The 17,313-nt window shown below is 55.1% G+C and carries 12 protein-coding genes and 1 pseudogene; 11 read left to right on the forward strand and 2 right to left on the reverse strand.

Going from position 1 to position 17,313, the window contains the following annotated elements; all coding sequences use genetic code 11:
• The first annotated feature begins 6 nt into the window (after nucleotides 1–6).
• Nucleotides 7–555: a hypothetical protein gene (locus tag WX88_RS06490; protein ID WP_046243481.1), complete on the forward strand. Its 549-nt coding sequence runs from the start codon at nucleotides 7–9 to the stop codon at nucleotides 553–555.
• A gap of 163 nt (nucleotides 556–718) precedes the next feature.
• On the opposite strand, the gene WX88_RS06495 is transcribed toward WX88_RS06490, so the two are convergent.
• Nucleotides 719–1,315 carry a helix-turn-helix domain-containing protein gene (locus WX88_RS06495; RefSeq protein WP_046243482.1) on the reverse strand — a complete coding sequence of 199 codons (597 nt, stop codon included), beginning with the start codon at nucleotides 1,313–1,315 and terminating at the stop codon, nucleotides 719–721.
• Nucleotides 1,316–1,836: 521 nt separating this feature from the next.
• Here WX88_RS06495 and WX88_RS06500 point away from each other — a divergent pair.
• From WX88_RS06500 to WX88_RS06525, 6 genes are all read left to right on the forward strand, one after another.
• On the forward strand, nucleotides 1,837–3,018 hold the full coding sequence (locus WX88_RS06500; RefSeq protein WP_231590650.1) for a helix-turn-helix transcriptional regulator: 1,182 nt from the start codon (nucleotides 1,837–1,839) through the stop codon (nucleotides 3,016–3,018).
• Nucleotides 3,019–3,238: 220 nt separating this feature from the next.
• Complete coding sequence (locus tag WX88_RS06505) at nucleotides 3,239–4,906, forward strand: T9SS type A sorting domain-containing protein (RefSeq protein WP_046243484.1); 1,668 nt, start codon at nucleotides 3,239–3,241, stop codon at nucleotides 4,904–4,906.
• 115 nt (nucleotides 4,907–5,021) lie between these two features.
• Nucleotides 5,022–7,580 (forward strand): FG-GAP-like repeat-containing protein, encoded by a 2,559-nt coding sequence (locus WX88_RS06510; protein WP_082115876.1) that lies wholly within the window; start codon nucleotides 5,022–5,024, stop codon nucleotides 7,578–7,580.
• 339 nt (nucleotides 7,581–7,919) lie between these two features.
• Nucleotides 7,920–8,744, forward strand: a complete 825-nt coding sequence (locus WX88_RS06515) for a phytanoyl-CoA dioxygenase family protein (RefSeq protein ID WP_046243486.1) — start codon at nucleotides 7,920–7,922, stop codon at nucleotides 8,742–8,744.
• A gap of 63 nt (nucleotides 8,745–8,807) precedes the next feature.
• Nucleotides 8,808–10,220 carry a sugar porter family MFS transporter gene (locus tag WX88_RS06520; RefSeq protein WP_046243487.1) on the forward strand — a complete coding sequence of 471 codons (1,413 nt, stop codon included), beginning with the start codon at nucleotides 8,808–8,810 and terminating at the stop codon, nucleotides 10,218–10,220.
• Nucleotides 10,221–10,351: 131 nt separating this feature from the next.
• Nucleotides 10,352–11,221 carry an AraC family transcriptional regulator gene (locus tag WX88_RS06525; protein ID WP_046243488.1) on the forward strand — a complete coding sequence of 290 codons (870 nt, stop codon included), beginning with the start codon at nucleotides 10,352–10,354 and terminating at the stop codon, nucleotides 11,219–11,221.
• 255 nt (nucleotides 11,222–11,476) lie between these two features.
• Here the strand turns inward: WX88_RS06525 and WX88_RS06530 are convergent, their stop codons facing one another.
• Complete coding sequence (locus WX88_RS06530) at nucleotides 11,477–12,133, reverse strand: RagB/SusD family nutrient uptake outer membrane protein (protein ID WP_082115877.1); 657 nt, start codon at nucleotides 12,131–12,133, stop codon at nucleotides 11,477–11,479.
• 192 nt (nucleotides 12,134–12,325) lie between these two features.
• On the opposite strand from WX88_RS06530, the pseudogene WX88_RS06540 reads away from it, so the two are divergent.
• The 4 genes and pseudogenes from WX88_RS06540 to WX88_RS06560 all read left to right on the forward strand — a co-directional run bounded on the left by WX88_RS06540 (nucleotide 12,326) and on the right by WX88_RS06560 (nucleotide 16,997).
• Nucleotides 12,326–13,421 (forward strand): annotated as a pseudogene (locus tag WX88_RS06540) (IS3 family transposase).
• A gap of 674 nt (nucleotides 13,422–14,095) precedes the next feature.
• Entirely contained in the window at nucleotides 14,096–15,904 is a 1,809-nt protein-coding gene (locus tag WX88_RS06550) for a polymorphic toxin-type HINT domain-containing protein (RefSeq protein WP_046243491.1), read from the forward strand.
• A 48-nt stretch (nucleotides 15,905–15,952) separates the two neighbouring features.
• Nucleotides 15,953–16,435: a DUF7738 domain-containing protein gene (locus tag WX88_RS06555; RefSeq protein WP_046243492.1), complete on the forward strand. Its 483-nt coding sequence runs from the start codon at nucleotides 15,953–15,955 to the stop codon at nucleotides 16,433–16,435.
• A gap of 58 nt (nucleotides 16,436–16,493) precedes the next feature.
• On the forward strand, nucleotides 16,494–16,997 hold the full coding sequence (locus tag WX88_RS06560) for a hypothetical protein (protein WP_046243493.1): 504 nt from the start codon (nucleotides 16,494–16,496) through the stop codon (nucleotides 16,995–16,997).
• Nucleotides 16,998–17,313 lie beyond the last annotated feature (316 nt).

The raw sequence follows: 17,313 nt of genomic DNA on the forward strand, positions 1-17,313 counted from the left end.
TCCGACATGAATGTTGAACTTCTCCCCTGGTACGACCGCCCTGATGGGGAACCGTATTACAACCACAAAACCATAACCGGCATTAACAGCCTGGGCACGTTCAACGACGTGCTGCGCGTGCCGGATTTGCTGCTCACGGCCCTTTATCGTCTGGACCCCAAAACCGGAAAACTGGTCAAGGACGTGCAGCTCAAGTTTCAGCCCAACGGCCCCAGCAATTGTCAGCTTAATTTTCCCCACAGCTCCTTAGCTTCTTCTCACTACCCGCCCGGGAAAGACGTGTATGAGTTTGACCTGGAGATGGACGTGATTTTTAATGCTGAAACGGTGCTCAGCCGCACGGGCAAGTTCGGGGGCAACGTGGAAGTAGACGCCAAGGTCGCCAAAGTGGGCGCGGACGGGAGCTACGAGATGGGCAAGCAGTACCCCGACGAGCGCGTCACCCTGCACGGGCGCATCCATGGCCGGCTCAATGCCCGCTCCCACGCCCCAGAACTGCGCCTAACCGCGACCGGGTTCATTTTTGGCTCGTCGAGTGTGCAGCGAACTAAGTAGTGCTGCCCGCCTGCCCCGGCAATTGCCGCTCGACTAGGCGGCAGTGAAACAGGACGCCAACCTTGAAGAAAGAGGCCCCGGACGATTGTTCGGGGCCTTTTGTTGTGGTATGCCCACCTAACTCAATTGCCAAACATAAAGCCCAATAATGGAATACCCCGCATTACCCCAGCCCGGCCAGGGCGGCGGCCTCGGCTTGCAGGGCGCCCACGCGCACGGCTAGCAGCACCCGCTGGGTGGCGGCGGCAACGGGCTGCGGGTCGGCCAGGGCGAGGTCTTCGGCCAGCTCGGTCAGCCAGCGGGCGTAGCGGGCAGCTTCGGCGGGGTCGGGGGGTGGCGGGGCCGCCGTGAGCTGGGCCAGGCCCCAGCGGCGGCGGGCCAGTGCGGCGGCGGTGGCATGCAGCTTGGCCAGGCGCTGGCCCAGCACCAAGGCTTGCAGGCGGCAGGCGCGCACCCGGCGGCGCAGGGGCTCAGGGTCGAGAGAAGCCGGGATGGCGGCGGTGGTGGTCGGCGGCAGCTCGACCAGAGGGGCGGGGAGGGGGGGCGACGCGGGCGGGGCGGGGCCCAAGGGCGGCAGCAGTTGGCCCAGGGGCAGCAGGCGCTCGGCCAGCGGCAAGGACAACGATTTGCGGCCCGCCTCCAGGTGCCCGATGAACCCCACCGATACGCCCAGCCAACGGGCCAGCTGCTGGATGCTCAAGCCAAAATGGGCCCGTATAATGGCCTCATAGCTGGTAGCAGGGCGGGAGGGGCGGGCCATAGGGAAAAATCAGGAGGTGAAAAATAATTGAAGGGTATAACCAGTCATTTTACTGCGTAGGTATAAAATGATTGACAAATAAAATAGTTTTTTACCTAGTAGGTATAAAACAGTTGGAAAATAAAAACATTCTATACCTGTTAGGTAAAAAATGATTGAGAAATGAAAAGGTTTTATACCTGGCGCGGATTGGGATGGCGGAAGGACTTATGCCGGACCTTGGAAATACAATGGTAATAGGAGCAGCACGCAATTTTTCGCTAGTTTCCGCGTCCTACATACGCTGCAATTAGGCAGGAGATGCGCGCCATTTTACGCGGCCTAAGAGTCCATCGGGTCCGCCGTTACGTAGCTGTGCGCCCGGTGTTTGCGGGAAACCCTTGTGGGCTCCGACGCGGCGGTTTACCTAATGAGTGATAAGTACAACACTTCTGCCTATCAGGGGGTAAGTTTGTGAAAAAGCAAAGCCGCGCATGTATTCTATTACGACAGTAACTAACTTCCTATTTGGCTTGGGCTTAGTGCAGGGAATGATGATGGGAGTCGTATTTCTGGCGCTACATCGTAAAGCCCGGCCCCTTAAGTGGCTGGGCTTGTTTTTGATTAACTACAGCCTACCTTTTATCACTTGGCTACTGGATTATGCGGGGATATCGAAACAGTATCCACGTATGCCATACCTACCGATAGGATTCTTTTTTGCCGTCCTACCGCTATTTTACCTCCATGCTCGCAGTCTTATTGGCCCCCTCTCACCTCGTACGGTGTGGCGGAACCTGGCCCCAGCCTTAATAGATCTATTATTATTTGCGGTTGTCGTTAGTCTACCAGAGCCTGTATTCCTGAAGCAGAAGTATTATCTGCGATGGTTCGTGCTGGTATATAACCTGAGTGCCGAGGTTTTCAATATTGTTTACGCCTTACGGCTTATCCGTTTGGTTCAGCAGCACCAACAAAAGGTGCCTAATTTTTACGCCGACCTGCACCAGCGCCTGCTGGGCTGGATAAAAGTCACCGCTTGGCTATTGTTGGTTCTGTATTCGGTCGAAATGGTGTTGGGTTATTTTATAAACCGACAAATCCAGTACGATACCTTGATGTTAGCGGATATGATAATGTCCATTGGGTGCATTTATTGGGTAGCCATTTCTGGGCTACGGCAAAGCAGCACATCAGTTGTGCTCCCCGTAGAGGAAACCGAAGAACCAGCCGTTGAACCGCGCGCGGAGGCTGTACTGGTTGCTACAGCCAGTGAGTCGACTTCCGCGACCAGTAACCTGCATCCAACCAGTACCGACGGCCCTACTGCCGATGAGAACTTGAGCCTGGAACGGGACTACGCCACAATCACGGAATACATGGCGCAAGGCGCCTACAAAAACCCTGACCTCACCCTAATGACACTGGCCGACCAAGTGGCCATGTCCTACAAGCGTGTGTCGCTACTCATCAACGAAAAATCCGGCCTGAACTTCAGCAATTTTGTAAACCAGTACCGGGTGGCGGAAGCCAAAAGGCTGCTGCTCGATGCCGCGTACCACCATTTGAGTCATAACGGCATTGGCCAGGCGTCGGGGTTCCGCGCTACCTCTACTTTCTATCAGGTATTCAGAAAGTTAACCAGTATTACTCCCAGTCAGTTTAAGAAGAATGCTCTACCCGATGCGGCAGCACTAGTCGAGGAAACAAGTCCGGAATCATGATTTCAGACTTGTTTGGGCACTGACAGCTATGGCGATGGCTGGGGTGGCGGTCTACTTTTGCGCCATTCTCCGATGTGCGCAAGCGCTGGCCCCGCTACCAGCTTTCTCGAAGCTAGCGGGGAGCCTAACTGTTGGTCTTCTGCCGCCACTGCCGGCAGTTGTCATTGCCCGCAAGCTGTTCCTTACTTACTTTTTTTCCTAATCATTCAATATCCCATTCATGCCCCCACTTCTTACTTTCTCCTTCAGTTTCCGGCAAGCCGCGAGCCTGTTGGTTGTCTTATTAACCAGCTTATTGGTCCAGCCATTAGCCCGCGCCCAGGCCTGGCAAGCCGCGGTGTCTTTCGCCCCCAGCCCTAACATCACCAATGTCACGGCGACGGCGACCGACGCGCTGGGCAACGTGTATGTGACCGGTTATTTTGCGGCCAGCACGGCTACCTTCGGCAGCATCACCCTGACCAGCGCGGGCAGCGGCGACGCCTTCCTAGCCAAGTGGAGCCCGGCCACCAGTTCTTTTGTGTGGGCTCGAAATGTTGGTGGTTCAGGTTTTGACGCGGCTATTGGATTAACCAGTAGCGGAAGTAATATCTACTTGGTCGGTTATTTTAGTGGTACAGCCAGCTTCGGCGGCACGACTCTGGCCAGCGTTGGCAGCACAGATGGATTTGTGGTTAAGCTAACCGATGCCGGCAGCATTGTCTGGGCCAGAAGCAGTGGCGTCAGTGGCGGCGATGAGTTCAACGCTGTAGCCGCGAATGGAGCAAACGTATACGTAGCAAGCGGCGGCAATAATGTATCGGTGTCCAAATTCACGGATTCAGGCACCAGTGCGACTCCCGTCTGGAGTCAGCAGAGTACCATCTCCACTAATGCTAGAGTTGCCAACAGCATGGCGGTGAATGGTAATAATATCTATATCACGGGGGCTTTCTCCAGCCCCACAGTGAGCTTCGGCACTACCCTCCTGGCCAATGGTGGGTCGCCTTCGCCTACCGACGGCTCCATTCCTGAAGACATCTTTGTGGCCAAGCTCACGGATGCCGGCGCAAGTGGCAGCTTCACCTGGGCCCAACGCGCTGGTAGCCCCAGCTTTGATAGACCCAGTGGGTTGGCTATCAGTGGTGGTAATGTTTATGTGGTTGGTTCCTTTACTGGCCCGGCCACTTTTGGCACTACCACCCTCACCAGCGTTGGCGGCACGTTTGTGAGTAAGTTGGTGGACCTCGGCGGCACCGGTAGCTATACCTGGACCCAGAGTAGCGGTGGTGGGGCTAATGCCGTGGCGGTGAGCGGGTCGAACGTGTATGTGGCTGGGCAGTTTACTGGTACGGCCAACTTCGGCACTACCACCCTGACTACTACTGGCCCTGGCAGTAACATAGACCTGTACGTAACCAAGCTCACGGACGCGGGGCCAAGTGCGAGCTTTGCCTGGGCGCAAAGTGCCGGTAACAATGGCAGTGACAGCGCCTTTGGCGTGGCGGTGAATGGCTCAAATGTGTACGTAGCCGGGACCTTCACCAATGGTTCCGTTAGCTTCGGAAGCCTCCCTCCCATCAGTGGTGTGGGTGGGAGTGGTGGCGGCTTTCTGGCCTCCATCCAGGATGGGGCGGCCCTGTCCTCAGCGACGGCCACCGAGCTGAGCGGCAGCAGCCTGTGGCCCAATCCGGCGCGGGAGCAAGCATTGGTACGTATCCCGGCCGTGTCCGGTACCTCGGCCGCGACCCTCACGCTGACCGATGCCCTGGGCCGGGTGCTGCGTACCCAGGTAGTGGCCTTGCCGGCCAGCACCAGCGTGTCGCTGCTCAACCTGCCCCCGGCCCTATACACGCTGCGGGTGCAAGCCGGCGAGCGTTGGGCCACCCACAAGCTGGTAGTAGAATAAGGAAGTAGCGCAGACGTTTACTTATGCCGCAGCCACAGCTTTTCAGTAGCTGGCTGTGGCATAAGCAAACGCGTTTTACCCATCGGCGAAGTCATACCTAGTTTTTCTCATTCTCATGAAAGCCACCCGCTCCGGGTTCCTCTTCAGCCTGCTTGTCTGCTCGACCTTCGGGATGCAGGCCCAGGCTCAACCAACTGCTTTTAAGCCCGCAGTGCTTAACCCCTTCGGGATTCCAAGTAGTAGTCTCGAATCGAGTGGACACAACGCCTATTTCGCTGACATGGATAACGACGGCGATTTGGACAATTTTCGTGTCCAGCTTGAGAAGGTGACTTACACCGAAAACATTGGGACGCCTACGAATGCCGTTTTTGCGGCTTCTATAGACAATCCCTTTGGACTGGGACGAGCCTCGGATGACTACGGGGGGATGGCTATTGCCGATTTGGATGGAGACGGCGACCAGGATATTCTGCTGAGTACCGACCTCAGCAACGGATTGATTTTTTATGAGAATACGGGCAGTGCTACCGCTCCTGCCTTTGGTGCTGGCGTTGCCAGTCCGTTTCGGCTTGCGTTTCCGCGCATCATCCAAGGCTACAGTTCTATTTTTGATGTCGACCAATATGAGAGCGGCGCCAATCCAGCATTTGCCGACATCGACCGGGATGGTGACCTCGACTTGTTCGTGGGCGCGTTCTACGGTGATACCTACTACTTCCAAAACATTGGTACGGCTACGGCCCCTTCCTTTGCGAACGTTGTCATCAATCCCTTTGGTCTGGGAAACGTAGGTCGGCAAAGCACACCCACTTTCGCAGACCTGGACCGGGACGGTGACCTCGACGCGTTTATCGGCAACCTCGCTGGGGAAGTGCGGTATTACCGGAATACGGGTTCGGCCACCGCGCCCGCTTTCACGGCCACCGGTACCAGCCCTTTCGGGTTGAGCAATGTCGTCATCCGCTCTTTGGTCCGGTTCACCGACTTTGACCACGATGGCGATGTCGACGCGTTTATATCCGAAAATTATCAGAAACTCTTTTATTACGAGAACGAGGCCGTGCCTGCTCCTACCGGTCGGCTTCCGCAAAGCATCACCGGCTTCACGTCCCTCCCGGTGCTGACGACCGCCACGCTGAGCTATGATATCACGGGGGTTACCGGCGGTAGCTCGGGCAACCCAGTAGTTTTTAGTAGCTCCAACCCGGCCGTAGCCACGGTGAGTGGCACGGTGCTCATCCCCGTGGCGCCGGGTACGGCCACCATCATCGCCACGCAGGCGGGTAACGCGGCTTATACCTCGGCCACCAACGTGAGCCAGCCGCTAACCATAGTCGATAACCCCAGCAAAACGGCCCAAACGATTACCGGCTTTGGCCCCATTCCCCTGCAACCAGCTGTCGGCGGCACGTATACCATCACGGGCGTGACAGGCGGGGCATCGGGCAACCCGGTGGTCTTCACTAGTTCCAACCCTGGCTTTGCCACCGTCAGCGGTAACGTCGTCACGATGGTATCACGGGGGGCCGTCACCATCACCGCCTCGCAGGCCGGCACGCGGTTCTATGCGGAGGCCGGCCCGGTCAGCCAAACCTTTGACATCGGACTGCCCCGCCTGCCCCAGGTCATTACCGGCCTGGGACCGTTCCCCAACTTAGTAGTGGGCAGCACCTACACCATTGCCGGGGTGACGGGCGGGGCATCGGGCAAACCCATTACGTATAGTGTAAACAACACTGGCGCCCTTACGCGGGCTACGGTGAGCGGCAACGTGATAACGGGCCTCGCCCCCGGTGTTGTTATCGTGACGGCCGAACAGGAGGGTAATGATGATTACGATGCGGCCACCGCGGAAACGGCTGTTTTGCGGGTCGTAGCCGACCCCGCCAAAACGCCCCAGGTCATCACCGGAATTCCGTTGCCCATTCCCACGCAGCGGGTGGGCCGCACCTACTCCTTCGCGGCCGCAACGGGCGGGGCGTCGGGCAACCCGATAGTGTTCACCAGCTCCAATCCGGCCGTGGCCACGGTGAGTGGCCGCGATGTCACGATCCTGGCCCCGGGGTCCGTAACCATCACGGCCACCCAGGCGGGGAATAGCACGTTCCAGGATGCCCTCCCCGTTACCCGAACCTTTCGGGTAACTTTTGACCCAGCCAAGGCTTACCAGAATATTCTCGGCCTGGGCTATATTCCAGACCAAACCGTTGGCACAACCTATACCATCACGGGCGTAACGGGTGGGGCGTCGGGCAACCCAGTATTCTTTACTAGCTCCGACCCCACAATAGCCAGCATCAGCGGCAACGTCATTACTTTCCTTGCGCCGGGCTCCGTGGGTATCACGGCTAACCAGGCGGGCAACGCGAGCTACAATTCGGCTCCGGCGGTGTTCACCGGCGTGGTCGTGCAACCCCTGGTGTCGTCCACCGCTGGCCCGGGCCGTCTGGCCACCGGCTTCAAGCTGTATCCAAACCCAGCCCAGGAGGGTCGGTTCTTCGTCGAAACCGAAGAACCCGGCACGGCGGTGCTGTACAACCTGTTGGGTGGGGTAGTCCGGACGTTGCCAATCAGCGGCAAAACGGAAATACACGGCCTGAGCACGGGCCTCTACATCATCGAATTACGCAATGCGAAAGAGCGTATCCGCCGAAAAATTGTGGTGGACTAACAGCCGCAGGGTTTATGCCCTAGCGTAGCTGGTGGTGGCCAGAATTGCGAAGCAAAACCCCATCGGAGTACCCCAATCAGCTGGGGGCTCCGATGGGGTTTTTCGTTCGCTTATACCCTAATAGTACGGCTCATTGTGGTCCGTTCAGCATGACGGGCTTTTGACGCACTTACTTATGCTTGGCTACTCGATTGGAGGATGGCCAAGGTGAGGTAAGCTGATAAATAGGCCAGACGACTAATAGGGAAATATAGTATCAATACCCGGCAATTTGCTGTCAATTGTCGGAAAGCAAGGCCGCTACATTTGGGCTCCTCCAACCTCGCTTTCCCTATCATCATGTTCCCAACCCTATCAGCCGAGCAAATTGCCACGTACCACCGCGACGGGTACCTCATTATCCGCAGCCTTTTCAATGAAGAGGAGATAACCCGCTTACACAGCGTCGCAACGGAGGACTCAGCCATCAGCAAGAATTCCTACGACTTGAACGACCAGTCCGGCAAGCGTACCAAGCTGGCCCTGTGGTTTACACCCGGCGACGATATCTACGGCTTGCTAACCCGCAGCGAGCGCATGGTAAACTCTGTAAATCAGCTGCTCGATGGCACCGCGCCGGTCTGTCATTTTCACTCCAAACTGATGCAAAAGGAACCACGCGTGGGCGGGGCCTGGGAATGGCATCAGGACTACGGCTACTGGTACAAAAACGAATTTCTGCTGCCCGACCAAATGATTTCTGTGATGGTAGCCATCACGCAGGCTACCCAGGAAAATGGCTGTCTGCAGGTGATTAAAGGCTCCCACCGCTTGGGCCGGGTCGAGCACGGCACGGCGGGCGAGCAGGTCGGGGCCTCGCAGCGCTATGTTGATTTAGCACTGAAAACCATGGAGCTGGTGTACGTCGAGCTAGAGCCCGGCGACACCCTGTTTTTCCACAGCAACCTCCTGCACCGCTCGGCAGCCAACGAGTCGGAACAGTCACGCTGGTCGCTGATTTCGGCCTATAACCGCCAGTCCAACGTGCCCTACAACGAGAAGTCGACCGCTTGCATTACCCCCCTGGAAGTAGTTCCCGATGAGGGGCTGTTGCAAGCGGAGGCCGCTGGTATCGCGGCCGGTGCCGATTTCCTGAGCAAGGAAACGGATGTCAGCCTGAAATAAGCGCCGCATCCGACCGCTCCGCTCAGTACAACTTTCGCTCTTCTCCACCCCATCCCACCCGCAATGCCCATCCTCGTTCCATCGCCGAACACGTCCTCCCAGCCACGTATTACTTACGACTACAATTTCGGCTACATCTACCTGGTCAGCGCCGTTGTGGCCCTGGGAGGCTTGTTGTTTGGCTTCGATTTGTCGATTATTTCCGGCACCGTCCGGTTTTTCAGCCAGCATTTTCAGCTGGATGAGTACGGCACGGGTTGGGCAGTGGGCTGCATCAATATTGGCTCGGCAGTGGGGGCGCTGCTGGCGGGCAAGCTGAGCGATAGTCTGGGCCGCAAGAAGCTCCTCCTGATTTGTGCGCTGCTGTTTGCGGTATCAGGCGTGGGCACGGGTTGGGCCAGTAGTTTCACGTGGTTCGTGCTGTTCCGGATGCTGAGTGGCGTGGCCGTGGGCACGGCCGCGCTGGTGTGCCCCATGTACATTGCCGAGGTGGCCGTGCCGGCGCTGCGGGGCCGGCTGGTGGCGTGCTATCAGCTGGCCATCACGCTGGGCATCCTGCTGGCTTACGTATCGAATTATTTCCTGCTGGACATTGGCCCCGACAACTGGCGCTGGATGTTTTCGTCGCAGGCCGTGCCGGCGCTGCTGTTTTTCGGAGGACTTTTCGCGGTGGCCGAAAGCCCTCGCTGGCTTATTCGCAAAGGGCAGCGGGCTGCGGCGCTGGCCGTGCTCACGCGCATCGGGGGGCCCAACTACGCGCAGGCCGAGGCCGATAGCATCACCCAAAGCTTTGCGCACGAGGTGAAGGAGCACGTCCGGGATTTGTTCCGCAAGGACATGGTGCCCATCCTGCTCATCGGGGCGGCCATTGCCATTTTTTCGCAGGCCGACGGTCAGAACTCGCTGTTTTCCTACGCTCCCGAGATTTTTCAGCAGGCCGGCATGCCCCAGGATACCGCCTTTCTGCAATCGGTGATTCTAGGACTCATCAACTTTGTGTTCACCTTCGTCGCCATCGGCACCGTCGACCGTATCGGCCGCCGCAAGCTGCTGCTCTACGGTTCTGCGCTGCTGTGCGCCGATGCGGCGGCGCTGGCGCTGGCGTTTTATTTCCGGCTGCCCGGCGGCTGGGTGCTGAGTTTTGTGTTGGGATTCATTGCCATCTACGCGGCCACGCTGGGCCCCGTAACCTGGGTGGCCCTGTCGGAGATATTCCCTAACCGGGTGCGCGGCAACGCCATGGCCGCGGCCACGCTCACGCTGTGGTTGGCCAACTTCGTCGCCACGGCATCGTTCCCGGTGATGCAGGTGCGGCTGGGCCTGCCAGGCACCTTTGCCATTCATGCCGCCATTTGCCTGCTGTATTTCCTGTTTGTGAAAGCTAAGGTCCCGGAAACCAAAGGCAAGTCGCTGGAAGAAATAGAAGCTCTGCTGACTACCGCTCAGGTGGTGCCACAAGCTCGGAAATCCGCCTGAATAGCATTGATTTATAGACAAATACTCGCCGATTCGGCAGTGGATGGAATGATGGCGGAGCCGTATTTCCGGCCTCGGGCGAGAGTGCCTGAATTGTTGTCCCCGAGTGCTAACCATCACTACATTCGGGTATGAATCCGATGCTTGAGCATTTGTTGCCGGAAGGTGACGAATCATTTTTCGCCAAAGCCTTTGATTTGCCAAATTTTGGCACTCCCTGGCACTACCATCCCGAGTACGAACTCGTGCTGGTAAAGCAGAGTCATGGTAAGCGGTTTATTGGTAATACGGTTTCCGATTTTCAGGATGGCGACTTATCTCTCTTAGGTTCGGGGCTGCCTCATCTTTATAAGAACCCAATTGAATATTATACCGAAGATTCTCCGCTTCGTGCTAGGTCGATAATCGTTCATTTCAACGATGTATCTCTGGGTCCAGGATTATTGCAGCTGCCGCAGTTTAAAAAAGTCAGAGTCCTTTTAAAAAAGTCCGGACACGGCCTAGATTTTTTCGGTAAAACCAGAGAGGTTATAATTGATAAGATGCACGGACTGTTGGCAGTCAGTAGTTTGCGAAGATTGATTTTATTGCTGGACATTCTAGAGATATTATCCGAAACTTCAGAATACCAGCTTATTTCTGATGCGTTAATAGTTGGTAATAATAAGCTGGGTGCTGAACGGCTCGATAAAGTATTCAGCTACATCGCCGAAAATTTTCGTAAGGAAATAACCATTCAGGAAATGGCCGATTTGGTATGTATGACCCGTACTTCATTCTGTCGGTTTTTTCTGGAATGCACCAAGCGTACTTTCTATAGCTTCCTTATTGAAATGCGCCTCAATCATGCTTCCAATGTGCTTATCAGTAAGGATATGACTGTTATGCAGGCCGCGTACGATAGTGGCTACAGCAACCTATCTAATTTTAACCGGCAGTTCCGGGAAAAATTTAACCTGAATCCTCGGGAATACCGCAAAATATACCGAGCCGTAGCATAGTCAGGTAGGAAATAATAATTAATAATGGCGAGCAAATAGAAGGAAAAGGCCGGAGTGCCAATGGCTCATTTCCGCATCCCCGTACCGGGGTGTGAGAATGAACCATTGGCACTCCGGCCGCTGCGATTTAGTCTGCCGCCGTTTAATAGCCCGGTTTTGGTCGCGCGTGGGGTCCAGGGCCGAGTTGTTGTTCATCTCGGAGGCGGGAATGGGCCACAGCAGAAAGTTGGCAGCCACGGTCCTGCCTTCGGCGGCTTAAACGTAGCGGGTGGTCTGCCCCAGGCGCTTGAGGTCGAGCCAGCGCTTGCCCTCGCACAAGGTTTCGAAGCCGCGCTCCCGAACCACTAGGTCCAGGAACGTCTGGGCGGTGTAGTCGGCTAGGCGGAAGTCCACGGCCGGGGCGGGCGTGGCGGCGGGCAGGCCGTAGGCGCGGCGGTGCACCTGGTTCAGGGCCTCCACGGCGGCGGCGGTTGGCGCCCCGGCCGCGCGGCTTTCGGCCTCGGCATACAGGAGCAGCACATCGGCGTAGCGGTACAGCGGATAATCGTTCGCGTTGCCCGCGTTGTCGACCGAAGCCAGGTCGCGGAACTTGCGGTCTAAGAAGGAAGTGGCGCCCAGGCCGATGTTCCAGTTGTAAAGGTTGTAGGTTTTGCGCAGGTCGTTGTTGTCCCAGCCCCGAATGGTAGCGTTGCGGGTCGGGTCGGTGTAAAGGGCAAAAAAGCCGCGACCGTTGAGGTAAGGAGAGCCCGGGTGGTGCAAAAATGTCACAAAATTGAACCCTTGGTTGACTACTCGGGTGAACTTGAAGTAAAAGATTTCCTCCGGGGTGCGGTTCACATCGGCGCCGTACAGCTTGAGAAAGTCCTCGGAGGTGGCCACCGGCACCAGGGAATGCTTGCCGGAACGAATCACCTAGTTGGCTTTGTCCCGGGCCTCGGCCCAGCGGGCGCGCTGCATCAGCACCTGGGCCAGCACCGTTTTGGCCGACCATTTGGTGGGCCGGCCCGCCTGCCGGGCCACATCGGGCAAGTTTGTACGCTTCCCTAAATAGGGAGCCAGTTGTGAGCAGAGAAAAACGTATTTTCACTACCTGACAACCGCGAAATGAAAAAGGAACGATTCAGCGAGGCCCAGATTGTGGCCATCTTACAACAGCAAGCTAGCGGCCAGAGCGTCGGGCAAATCGTGCGCGAGCACGGCCTGAGCGAGGCCACGTTTTATGCCTGGAAAAGCAAATATGCTGGGGGGAGCGTGGCCGAGCTCACCCGGCTCAAACACCTGGAAGAAGAAAATCGAAAGCTAAAGCAGATGTTTGCCGACCTGAGCTTGGAGAATCAGGCTATCAAGGAGATACTGCGAAAAAAGTGAGTCGCCCTGCGGCGCGGCACCAGGCAGCGCAGGGCTTCGTGTGTAAGGGCTGGAGTCAGCGGCGGGCGTGTGCCTTGCTCGGGCTCGCACGTGGCCGCTACCACCCGGTGGTACGAGGGCGCAACGACGAGCCGCTACAGGACGCCTTGCGTGTGTTAAGCAGTCGGCATCCCGGCTTTGGTGCCGCGGCGGCACGTTGGGCTTCTGGAAGCTGTACCACCGCTTGCGCAAAAACGGCTTGGTAATCAACCACAAGCGCACGTTACGCCTTTATCGGGCGCTGGCACTCAACCTGCCTCGGCGGCTCAAAAAGCGCGTACCTGCTCGCGTCAAGCAGCCTTTAGTCGTGCCCGTGGCGGCCAACCTATGCTGGTCGCTCGACTTCACGAGTGACGTCTTGACCGATGGCCGACGCTTCCGGACCCTGAACGTGCTCGACGAGTACAACCGCCAGCTGCTGGGCGTCGAAATCGATTTTTCGCTGCCCGCCAGCCGTGTGGTGCAGGTGCTGACGCGCTTAGTCGAGTGCCATGGCCTGCCTGCGCAGCTACGCACCGATAATGGGCCCGAGTTCATCAGTGCTCGGTTAAGCGAGTGGGGTGAACAGCAAGGCATTATGCTGCGCTGGATTCAGCCCGGCAAACCAACGCAAAACGCGTACATCGAACGCTTCAATGGCTCGTTTCGCCGCGAACTGCTCGACGCGCACCTGTTTCGCTCGCTGTCCCATGTGCGCCAACTCGTGGACGAGTGGATGCTTGACTACAATACCCAACGGCCCCACCAGGCCTTGAATTTTATGACCCCCATCGAATTTAAACAAGCCGATTAATCTGTGATTACTAATGACTTAACAAATGGGGAAGCGTACACACCCACTTAAAGCTACCGGATACCTACTCAATTCAGGGTCATTTGTGAGGCCTTTTGGCAAAAGTTTTTCGTAATGTCTCTTCGTTCAAATTAGATTCCTTTTTTGAACACTTTTTGTTACCCGCCAAAAGGCCCCGAAAACGCACATTTTCGGGGCCTTTTTTCGAGGAGTGATTTTGAACGTTGCCTAGGGCGGTGATGATGCCACCCAGTGTCAGATTGAATAAGCTAACTGCCCCCTTCCTAGCCCACTGCTTAAAAAGTAAGCCGTGTAGCAATAAGAATTTATCTTTCCACGCCATCACCAATGACTTCGGCGGCTATAATCTGCTTTGGAGAAACGCTCTTGAGCCTGGTTTTTGCTGGCCATCAGCCAGTTATTTTGCTATAATAGGGGAGTTGCCTCTCAACCGGTTGATGGGCTTTTTTCTTCAGTTGCTGTTCTTAACACATTATGTTTCTGCTCCTGTAAATACCATTTATTCTTATAAGTTACCCTTAAAATTATTAAATCCGCCTTAACACAGGGCAGAAGTTATGGAACATCCCAGGATAATGGCCGTTTGCTTACGAACTTCACTTTTAGTGTTGAACTTTGCCATGCGTTGAAATTTTCAATAGAACCCTGTTAGTATGAGTGACAGTCTGGAGTATATAGTGTCGGGAGCCTTGATGACCTGTAGCGAAGGCCTTGTACCAGCTGCTTTTACGGCTACGCCCCGAAAAACTAAGATTTCGGGTAAGGTTGCGGGCAACGAACTTGATCGAGGGTCTATCAAGAATGTTCCCTCCTTCATAATATGTAAAAAGCTGACACAACAGGCCGGCGGTAACCCCGTGCCGTGTGTACCAGCCCCACAACCCTGGCAGAAAACCTACCCGGCCAAAGTGGGAGGTGCCAAAGCCTTAGTCATGATGTCGTGCCTCCGTTGCTCCGCGGGCCAGGGCTTAGTTGAATTTCTATCATCCGGGCAGATTCCACTATCGGCACAAATGCTGATGGATCTACAGGCCGAACGGAAACAGGGGATGGAAGCCCTATTGCAGGCCGACCGGGAGCGCAAGTCGGTGGGAGAAGCTGGCTTGCTGGAAAGCCTAGTGCCGATATGGGGCAGTGGGCGCGACTTAGCACACAGCGTTCAGACTCTCAAACCAGGCGAGGCAGTCGTTAACGGGGGATTTCTAATCTGGGATATTGTTTCTGTGGCCGCCGGTGTGGTAAGCTTTGGTAGTGCTACAGCGGCAGGCATGGCTGGCAAAGCAGGCGTGCGTGCGGCAATGGGCGCCGGCAAGAAGGTGGTTATAGGTGCGGCCAAAAAGAAGCTAACAACACTTATGGCCCGGTCAGTAGCTATCAAAACCAGCTTCCGCAAGGGCTTGGCTACCATTCGTAAAGAAGCGGCTGGTTTAACGGTACGAGCGTGTTTTCCAGCGGGTACTCCCGTTCACACTCGCCTGGGTAACCAGCCCATCGAATCGTTAAAAATCGGGGACGAAGTGTGGGCTTATGACGAAGATACTGAGCAAACTGCGTGGAAGAAAGTCCTGCAAACGCATCAAACGCAAAGCCTGGCACTGGTTGAGATAGCAGTGGTAGGCGATGTGGTGCAGGCCACGCCAACTCATGCTTTTTTTGTAAACAATGCCTGGAAGGCCGCGCAGGACCTACAGCCCGGCGACTTACTTTCCCGCGCTGATGGTGCCGTCACAGCAGTACTCCAGGTGACGCTACAAGCCGCTACCAGCCCAGTTTATAATTTGGAAGTGGCCGACTATCACACCTATTTTGTGGGAAGTACTGGCCTGCTCGTGCATAATGAGTGCAATGCCCTTAATGTAGGCGGGGTATTGAAGAAGCCACTGAAACCAAACCACACCTATGTGCGGAATGGTGTCAAATTCCGGACGGATGCCTCAGGCCGGATTATTGACGCTACGCGAGTAGGTGCCACGAGCGGGGTGGCGAAGGTAATCCGTTATAAAGGGTTTGGAGGAAATATTCGCACCCGAGCTGGGGTCACGACCACGGTTATTGGCAAGTTTGATGACCCCATTAAAAAAGGAATGGGGACACAGGTAATTCTTCAGCTTCCTGAAGGAAGTTTCACCAGGATAGGAAAGAATCCGGGAGGAATTAATATTCTGGATATTCCAGGCGATAAATACCAAAAGCTGCTGGATACGTATGGTCCAACTCTTGGACAGGAGAAATTCTGGCAAGGCTATAATAAACCATTTCTTGAGAATGCTTTTAAAGGAGGCCACGATATCCGGCTGCTTTCTGACCCAGTTGCTGCTCGTACTGGTTTCTATGCCCGCGAGTTACGTGAAATTGAAGGCTATGTGGATAAGGCGGGCAAAAGTGTTCCTGGCTTGGCCCGACGGTACGGATATCGATATAATCCGGCCACCAGTAGTTTTGAAAAAATCATAAGCAGATAATCTTCCTGCTACTCCTCTCTTCACCGTAAGAATTATAAATCCTATCGCATGCTCTCTCTCAGCCTTAACCCTGGTTCTTTTACACTCAAAGACGGTACTATCACAATTACCGAGTCCATCTTCTCTTTAGTTATAAAGGAGGAAATTGAAAATTTTAGAAGAATTTCATTGGACGAGGAGGTCGATATTTTTGTGCATGACCAATTAGGTGTGCGGTTTTGGGCTAATGAAGGCCAGCCCGTGGAAATACAGGTTCTTTTTAAAGTAGAGGATAAGGAAAGAAAACCTGTTTTCCCTAATGCCGCGTTCAAAGGCGATTTTACATTTATGGACAGCAAATTTATTTTGCCAGTTTATTTTAAAGATTTACTTGATAAATATGAATTTGTGCAAGACGAGGATAGTTTACAATATGGGATTTTAATGTATAAACACATTGCTGACGAGGTAGTTTATACATTTACTTTGGATAAAAGCTCCGGCGAGGTAACAACAATTTCCATCGCCAGCTTTATGCCATCGTTGTCATGACAATTTAATTTTCAGCAGTTTGCTGCTTTAGCCAAACTCGATTTTAAATACTCATGCCATGACAGACGATATTGAAGACATCTTGGAGGATATCAGCACCTTGCTAGCAAAGAGTGCCCCTACTAATGCCTGGCAATCGATTGTACTTGAGTGCAATACAGTTGGAGACAGAAACATGCTGAGTGCGAAGTTTTACGAGGCCCACAGTACTATTCCGCAGCCTTTCCACATTAATAACGAGGACAAGCCTTATGAGCAGACGCTCGCCTACCTATTTGCGCAGCTGCGGATTCTTACCGCTGAGCAGGCTCCTTTTCAAAGCCCGTGGTATACGGCTCTCATAACGGTTGACAAGGACGGTGCATACCAGTTCCAGTGCGATTATGATTATCCGCCTGCACTAAATCCGGCACCGTCAGAAGAAGAATATGTACGCGATTTCCAGCAATTTTCGCGTACTGAAGCAAGCACGCCGGAGTGGCTGCGCACAATTGTAGAGCGCCATCAACTTCCCTACTATGAACCAGAGTCGCTAACGGAATCCCATCAGGAACCGGAATAGGACGCAAGGTTCATAAAGCTGCTACAGTGGTCGAAGGTTGGCCTTCCTGCCAGCAGCGGGAATAAAATCAATTCAGCCAACCCCAAACGTAGCCCGGTGGCATGACTACTTATCACCCACTGCTAGCCTCGCGCGCTCCGCGCTGCACTGCTGTTTTCGGCATCACGGTATCAGTGGGCAGCCCTCGACGGCGCACGCTAGTGTATTTGCCGCTCCCGGAAGCAATTCAGGTGCGGCGCAATTTCTCCCAGTTTTCCGACCCTGGTATAAGATGCGATATTAGATGAAGAAAGCTCAAATAATATCCTCATCAAGC

Origin of the sequence: Hymenobacter terrenus (assembly GCF_000972495.1) — a bacterium.
In the GTDB taxonomy this organism is placed as follows: Bacteria; Bacteroidota; Bacteroidia; order Cytophagales; family Hymenobacteraceae; genus Hymenobacter; species Hymenobacter terrenus.